Origin of the sequence: Methylorubrum podarium (genome assembly GCF_040270385.1) — a bacterium.
GTDB lineage: Bacteria > Pseudomonadota > Alphaproteobacteria > Rhizobiales > Beijerinckiaceae > Methylobacterium > Methylobacterium podarium.
Genome location: NZ_JBELQE010000095.1, coordinates 22,469 through 29,531, shown reverse-complemented (window position 1 = coordinate 29,531; position 7,063 = coordinate 22,469). Strand labels below are relative to the sequence as shown.

At 70.5% G+C, this 7,063-nt stretch carries 6 protein-coding genes; 3 read left to right on the top strand and 3 right to left on the bottom strand.

Annotation, left to right across the window (positions count from 1 at the left end):
* Nucleotides 1–88: 88 nt before the first annotated feature.
* On the bottom strand, nt 89–2,707 hold the full coding sequence (leuS, locus tag ABS772_RS19160; RefSeq protein ID WP_350396398.1) for a leucine--tRNA ligase: 2,619 nt from the start codon (nt 2,705–2,707) through the stop codon (nt 89–91).
* Nucleotides 2,708–2,846: 139 nt separating this feature from the next.
* On the bottom strand, nt 2,847–3,902 hold the full coding sequence (locus ABS772_RS19155) for a DUF1963 domain-containing protein (RefSeq protein ID WP_350396396.1): 1,056 nt from the start codon (nt 3,900–3,902) through the stop codon (nt 2,847–2,849).
* Between the two features lie 110 nt (nt 3,903–4,012).
* Here ABS772_RS19155 and ABS772_RS19150 point away from each other — a divergent pair, with 110 nt between their 5' ends.
* Nucleotides 4,013–4,759 carry a YggS family pyridoxal phosphate-dependent enzyme gene (locus tag ABS772_RS19150; protein WP_350396395.1) on the top strand — a complete coding sequence of 249 codons (747 nt, stop codon included), beginning with the start codon at nt 4,013–4,015 and terminating at the stop codon, nt 4,757–4,759.
* A 33-nt stretch (nt 4,760–4,792) separates the two neighbouring features.
* Here ABS772_RS19150 and ABS772_RS19145 read toward each other — a convergent pair whose 3' ends face one another.
* Nucleotides 4,793–5,383, bottom strand: coding sequence for a L,D-transpeptidase family protein (locus ABS772_RS19145; RefSeq protein ID WP_350396394.1), 591 nt, complete (start codon nt 5,381–5,383; stop codon nt 4,793–4,795).
* 290 nt (nt 5,384–5,673) lie between these two features.
* Here ABS772_RS19145 and ABS772_RS19140 point away from each other — a divergent pair, with 290 nt between their 5' ends.
* Entirely contained in the window at nt 5,674–6,360 is a 687-nt protein-coding gene (locus tag ABS772_RS19140) for a response regulator transcription factor (RefSeq protein WP_003601479.1), read from the top strand.
* 189 nt (nt 6,361–6,549) lie between these two features.
* A complete protein-coding gene (locus ABS772_RS19135; RefSeq protein WP_350396393.1) occupies nt 6,550–7,017 on the top strand; it encodes a Crp/Fnr family transcriptional regulator in 468 nt (155 codons plus the stop codon).
* The last annotated feature ends 46 nt before the right edge of the window (nt 7,018–7,063 follow it).

Below are 7,063 nucleotides of genomic sequence, written 5' to 3'. Positions count from 1 at the left end.
CCCCCACCCCGAACCCCTCCCCACAAGGGGGAGGGGACAGGCCAGGCTCTGACCAAGGCGAACAACCGGAAACCCTATAAGACGGCTGTCACACCACCAGGTTCACGATCCGGCCCGGCACGACGATGACCTTTCTCGGAGCCCGGCCTTCGAGGGCGCGCTGCACCGGCTCCAGCGCCAGGGTCGCCGCCTCTACGGCCTTGGCGTCGGCGTCCCGCGGCACGGTGACGTCCGCCCGCTTCTTGCCGTTGATCTGCACCGGCAGGGTGATCTCGTCCTCGACCAGCAGCGCCTGATCGGCCACGGGCCAGGACGCCTCGGCGACGAGCTCCTCCCCGCCGAGCACGCGCCAGCACTCCTCGGCCAAGTGCGGCATCATCGGCGCGATGAGCTGCACGAGGATGCGCCCCGCCTCCCCCGCCGCCGCCCCGGACGCGCCGCCGCGCAGGCCTTCGTCGAGGGCGTTGGCGAGCGTGTAGATGTGGGCGACGCAGCGGTTGAAGCGCAGCCGCTCGATATCCTCGCCGACGGCCGCGAGCGCCTTGTGTGCGGCTTTGCGCAGGGCCGCATCGGCGGTGCCGCCGCCGGACCCGTCGGCCCCCGCCGCGCCGTGGACGAGACGCCAGACGCGCTGCACAAAGCGGGCGGCGCCCTGCACGCCCTCCTCGGTCCAGATCACGTCGCGCTCAGGGGGAGAGTCGGAGAGCATGAACCAGCGGGCGGTGTCGGCGCCGTAGCTCGCGATGATGTCGTCGGGATCGACGACGTTCTTCTTCGACTTCGACATCTTCTCCGTCGGGCCGACCTCGATCGGCGCGCCGGTTTTCACGTGAAAAGCCCTGCGCTCCCCGCCCTCGGTCTCGAAGCGGATCTCGGCCGGCGGCACCCAGGCGCCGGAGGGGTCCTTGTAGGTCTCGTGGACGACCATGCCCTGCGTGAACAGACCGGCGAAGGGCTCCGAGACGCCCGCCCAGCCGGTCTCCCGCATCGCCCGCATGAAGAAGCGCGAGTAGAGCAGGTGCAGGATCGCGTGCTCGACGCCGCCGATATACTGATCGACCGCGAGCCAGTGATCGACGGTTCTCCGGTCGGTCGGGGCGTCCGCGAGCCAGGGCGCGGTGAAGCGGGCGTAATACCAGGACGAGTCCACGAACGTGTCCATGGTGTCGGTCTCGCGCCGGGCGGCCTCGCCGCAGCGCGGGCACGGCACCTGCCGCCACGCGTGGTCCCGCTCCAGCGGGTTGCCGGGCTGGTCGAACGAGACCTCGTCCGGCAGCTTCACCGGCAGGTCGTCCACCGGCACCGGCACGGGGCCGCAGGCGTCGCAGTGGATGATCGGGATCGGGCAGCCCCAGTAGCGCTGGCGCGAGACGCCCCAGTCGCGCAGGCGGAACTGCACTTTTCGGCGCGCGACGGGAGACCCCATCAGCACCTCGTTCTCCAGACGGTTGGCGACACTCCGAAACGCCTCGTCCGTCGTCATGCCGTCGAGGAAGTGCGAGTGGATCATCCGGCCGTCGCCGTCATAGGCGGTGTCGGTGATGATGAAGGTCTCGGGGTCCTGCCCCTCGGGGCAGACCACCGGCGTGTTGCCGAGCCCGTACTTGTTGGAGAAGTCGAGGTCGCGCTGGTCGTGGGCGGGGCAGCCGAACACCGCGCCGGTGCCGTACTCCATCAGCACGAAGTTCGCGACGTAGACCGGCAGCGCCCAGGCGGGGTCGAGCGGGTGGCGCACGGTCAGCCCGGTGTCGAAACCGAGCTTCTCGGCCGTATCGATCGCCTCCTGCGCGGTGCCGATGCGGCGGCATTCCTCGGCGAAGCGTTGCAGCTCCGCGGCCCGCGGTCCGGACTCGGCCAGCGCCCTGGCGAGCGGATGATCGACGGAGATCGCCAGGAATTTTGCGCCGAACAGCGTGTCGGGGCGGGTGGTGTAGACCGTCAATTCGTCCGTGCCGGCGAACGGCGCGGTCAGCGCGAACCGCACCTCCAGCCCTTCCGAGCGGCCGATCCAGTTGCGCTGCATCAGCCGGACCTTCTCCGGCCAGCGCTCCAGCCCGTCGAGGGCGTCGTGCAGGTCCTGGGCGAAATCGGTGATCTTGAAGAACCACTGGGTCAGCTCGCGCTGCTCGACCAGCGCGCCCGAGCGCCAGCCGCGGCCGTCGATGACCTGCTCGTTGGCGAGCACGGTGTGATCGACCGGGTCCCAGTTCACCTTCGCCGTGCGCCGGGTCACGAGACCCTTGGCCAGGAAGTCGAGGAACATGCGCTGCTGGTGCTTGTAGTAGTCGGGATCGCAGGTCGCGATCTCCCGGCTCCAGTCGAGCGACAGGCCCATGCTCTGGAGCTGACCGCGCATGGTGGCGATGTTGGCGTAGGTCCAGTCCCGCGGGTTGACCTTGCGCTCCATGGCCGCGTTCTCGGCCGGCAGGCCGAAGGCGTCCCAGCCCATCGGGTGGAGCACGTTGTGGCCCTTGGCACGCTTGTAGCGGGCCACCACGTCGCCCATGGCGTAGTTGCGCACGTGGCCGATATGGATGCGCCCCGAAGGGTAGGGGAACATCTCCAGCACGTAGTATTTCGGGCGCGGGTCGTCGTTCTTCGTCTGGTAGAGCTTGGCCGCGTCCCAGGCCTGCTGCCAGCGCGGCTCGGCATCCTTCGCGTTGTAGCGTTCTTGAACTGTCGGGGAGGGCTGTGCGGAATCGGTCATCGGGGGCGCCGGGATCAGCGGAAAAGGGAGCGGGCCGCGCGACGCTGTCGCGGGGGCCGGAGCCCGGCACCTAGCATATCCGCGCGGCCGAGGGTCAACGATCACGGATCAACGATCGAAGAGGAGCCGCGGGCGCGGCTCAGGTCTGCTGATAGACCGCCACCACCCGGTCGAAGCGGCGGTCCGCGAGATCGGCGGCGCGGATCAGGAAATAGACGGTGCCCTCGCCGCTCTCCTGCAGGAAGTCGCCGACATCGATCTGGAGGAGCAGGCGCCAGGAGCGCGCGCCGGCCTCGATCTCGGGCCGCTGCGCCTTCCACGCCTCCCGGTCGAGATGCTGCACGCCGAAGCGGCTGACGACCTCCGCCTCGAAGCGCGGATCGCTCTGCTCCGGCAGCGGCGAGCCCAGCAGCTGGTTGCGCCGGCCCGCATTGGCGGCCCCATAGTAGCTGTCGAACGCTTTCGCGAAGAGATCCTGATAGGCGTCGCGGGGGCCCTCCGCGCCATCGGTGCGGGGCGCCAGCGCCGCCTTCAGGGCCGGCCGCGCCGCCATCTCCAGGCTCTCGACGGCCGGCGGGCGCAGGGTGGCGTGCAGGCGCATCGGCCGGGCCGGGCCGCCATAAGGCGTGCCGGCATCCGGCTTCGGCGGGGGCAGCTTGAACCGGTGGTTGACCTTGGCGATCTCCGCCCGGTGCTCCTCGTCCGCCGCGGCGAGGTCGGGCGGCATGACCTGCGCGGCCAGCCCCTCGCGCGGGGTCTCGTCCCAGATCACGCGGGCGGATTCGGTGCCGTTGTCCCAGGGGCCGGCGGTGAGGTCGTAGAAGAACAGGAGCCGTCCGTGCCCCGGCAGGGCCTCGGCGAACGCGCCCTTCCCTCTCGCCTCGCCGAGATCGACTTGCGCGAAGAAGGCGTAGGGCAGTTCCCTGCGGAAGTGCCGCCGCATCTCCTCCCCGGCCTCCGCGTTCCCGCGCTTGGCGATCGCCTCGACGTCGGCGGGCTTGGCCCGGCGCGGCCAAGCGAGGCCCGGCGGCAGGTCGGGAGTTCCGCCGATCCGCGTGCCGCCGGGATCGGCGCCGCCCTTCGGCACCGGTCGGAACTCGAGGGTCGGCACCAGCGCCTCGACCACCACCTCGACCTGCGGGCGCGGGAACGAGGGCGCGAGCTGGGCCTGGGCGTCGGCGGGCGTATCGAACATCGGGTGCGACTTCTCCGTTGGACGGGGAGACGTCAGCATATCGCCGGCGGGGGTGATGGAAAGGCGCCGCCGCCCTTGAAGTCGCGGCGGCACCGCCGCAAGGAGGGTCCATGACCGATCAGAGCCAGACCACGGATCAGCCCCTCGACGTCGCGTCTCTCGACGCGAAGCCGCCGGTCGGCGAGGCCGACGTCGCCGCCGGGCTCGCGGAGGTGCGCGCCGCCATCCGCCGCGCGGCCGAGGACAGCGAGCGCGATCCGGCGAGCGTCCACCTCGTCGCCGTCTCGAAGACGGTGCCGGCCGAGGGCATCCTGCCGGCGCTGGAGGCGGGGCAGCGGATCTTCGGCGAAAACTACGTGCAGGAATCGCGGGCCAAGTGGCCGGCGCTGCGGGAGCGCTATCCGGACGTCGAGCTGCATTTCGTCGGCCCGCTCCAGTCGAACAAGGCGCGCGAGGCGGTCGAGCTGTTCGACGTGATCCACTCCCTCGACCGGCTGTCGCTCGCCGCGGCGCTCGCCAAGGAGATCGAGCGGACCGGCCGCGCGCCCAAGCTCCTGATCCAGGTGAACACCGGCGACGAGGCGCAGAAGGCCGGCGTCGCCCCCGATCAGGTCGATGTGCTGCTCTCGGAGTGCCGCGAGACCCACGGGCTCGCGATCCACGGCCTGATGTGCATCCCGCCGGCCGAGGACCCGCCCTCCCCCCATTTCGCCCTGCTCGCCCGGATCGCCGAGCGCCACGGCCTGCCGATCCTGTCGATGGGGATGAGCGCGGATTTCCCGGCGGCGATCCAGATGGGCGCGACCCATGTTCGCGTCGGCACGGCGATCTTCGGGCGGCGGGCGAAACGAACCTGAGCGCGCGTGATACGGGAGCCGATCAGCGCCTCGTCATCGTCCGATCCTCATCCGGGTCGCGGGTCCGAGGCGGCGGAGCAGGCGCAGCAGGTCGGCGGGTTTCAGGGCGACGCAGCCCTCCGTCGGCTGGTAGCCGCTGCGGGCGATGTGGAGGAAGATCGCCGAGCCTCGGCCCGGGCGGATCGGCCCGCGGTTGTAATCGAGGTCGATCACGAGATCGTAGAGGCCGTCGTCGCGCCAGAGCCGCTCGGCGCTCGCCGCCGTGCTCGGCAGCCGGATCGGCCGGTTGTAGCGCCGGTCCTGCGGCGCGTCGCACCAGCCGTCGTCGCGGCGCGTCGCCCGCAGGGGAAGTGCGCTGACGGGGCGGACGGGGAAGCGGTCGGGCCGGTAGAAGCCGCCGCGCAGGCGGAACACCCCCCGCGGCGAGGCGCCATCCCCCTCGCGCTTGCGGCTGGTGATGCCGGAGCGCCCGAGGGCGCAGGGGATCACGCTTCCCCCCGCGATCAGCGTGCCGCGGGTCGGGTCGCCGGGGAGCGGGCGCACCCGCAGCAGGCCGAGGGCGCCGGCCTTCCCCTTCCCTCCGGTTTCGCCGCCGTTCCGCTTCGCAACCTGAGGGCGTCGCATTGCCGGTTCGTCCCAACCTGTCCCGAAAGGCGCCTGATCTGACGTCGTGTCGCGGCAGAGAGCGGTGGAACATGGCGAAAATTCTGCATAAGCGCGCAATCCGGATTTCCCGGCGCGTAAAACGAACTAGGTTTGTCATCGGGCGGAGCCGTTAGGGTTCCGGTCGCGGCCAGCCGATGGGCAATATGCCCCTTCGGATCGGCGTGCCGCCTTGAAATTGTCTAGGCCGCCTGCCTGATCGTTCCGCGAAGTCCAGGTGACCGGAAAGCTTGTCGAGAGCCGCTGCGTCGATGTCTAACCCTTATTGCCTCCTCGTCTGCGACGACGACGACGCCCTGCGTGAGGCACTGACGGAGCAGATCGACGCCTATGACGAATTCTCCGTCATCGGCGAGCCGACGGCCACGGGCGCTCTGAACCGCGTCACGCAGGAGCCGGTCGATCTCGTTGTGATGGATGTCGCCCTGCCCGACATGGACGGCCGCGAGGCGGTGCGGACCCTGCGTCGCAACGGCTATCGCGGTCCGATCATCATGCTGACCGCGCAGGAATCTGACGACGACATGGTCGAGGGCCTGGAGGCGGGCGCCAACGACTACGTGGTCAAGCCGTTCAAGTTCGCCGTGCTGCTCGCCCGGATCCGGGTGCAACTGCGCCAGCACGAGGCGAGCGAGGACGCGGTGTTCCGCATCGGCCCCTACACCTTCCGCCCCGGGGCGAAGCTGCTGGTGGGCGAGCGCGGCTCCAAGCTGAAGCTCACCGAGAAGGAGACGGCGATTCTGCGCTACCTCTACCGGGCGGGGCGCGAGGTGGTCGGGCGCGACACGCTGCTCGCCGAGGTGTGGGGCTACAATGCCCACGTCACCACCCATACCCTCGAGACGCATATCTACCGGCTGCGCCAGAAGATCGAGCCGAACCCGGCGGTCGCCGCGATCCTCGTCACCGAGGGCGGCGGCTACAAGCTGCTGCCCTGACGCGCGGCCTCGGGGAAAGCACCTATCCACCTTCCTGCACAGCCCCTGCCCGGACAGCGTATCGCGTCGTCCCCGCATCGGCTAAGCTTGCGCGTGGGCAGTCGAGCATCCCCCGAAAAGTGGTTGCCGGCTCTTGGATTCGAGGCGATGCAAGCGGCGTAGCGTATCGCGGCCGGGGGCGGACAAGCGTTGGGGCTCGACGACGACATCGCGATCCTCGCCGCGGCGCCCGTGTTCGAGCTGTTCGAGCGCGATGCCCTGCGCCTGCTCTCCTTCGCCGGTGAGCGGCGCCACCTGGAGGAGGGCGAGCTGCTGTTCGCCCGCGGCGCGCCGTCCGACGGCGGCTACGTCGTCATGTCCGGCACCATCGCGCTCGCTCCGACGCGGCCCGAGGCGCCGCCGGTGACGGTCTCCCGCTCCGGCGTGATCGGACGCAACGCCCTTTTCCGGCCCGTCCCACGTCCTGCCGACGCCCGCGCGCAGGAGACATCCGAGGTGATGCGCGTGACCCCCTCGCTGATGAGCCGCGTCCTGCGCGAGTTTCCCGCCGCGGCGGCGGCGATCCACGACGGCATGGCCGCGGAACTGCTGGACCTCGCGCGGGGCCTGTCCGGCGTGCGGGAGCGGCTGATCGGCCTCGCGCCACGCAAACGGTGACAGGACCGGACGGCTTTTGTAAGCACGACCACCTTTCGCGCCGTAT

Bases quoted from the DNA above. Each gene is read 5' to 3' on its own strand.
- ABS772_RS19150 (WP_350396395.1), top strand. From the start codon at position 4,013: ATGACCGATCAGAGCCAGACCACGGATCAGCCCCTCGACGTCGCGTCT.
- ABS772_RS19140 (WP_003601479.1), top strand. From the start codon at position 5,674: ATGTCTAACCCTTATTGCCTCCTCGTCTGCGACGACGACGACGCCCTG.
- ABS772_RS19155 (WP_350396396.1), bottom strand. From the start codon at position 3,902: ATGTTCGATACGCCCGCCGACGCCCAGGCCCAGCTCGCGCCCTCGTTC.
- leuS (WP_350396398.1), bottom strand. From the start codon at position 2,707: ATGACCGATTCCGCACAGCCCTCCCCGACAGTTCAAGAACGCTACAAC.
- ABS772_RS19145 (WP_350396394.1), bottom strand. From the start codon at position 5,383: ATGCGACGCCCTCAGGTTGCGAAGCGGAACGGCGGCGAAACCGGAGGG.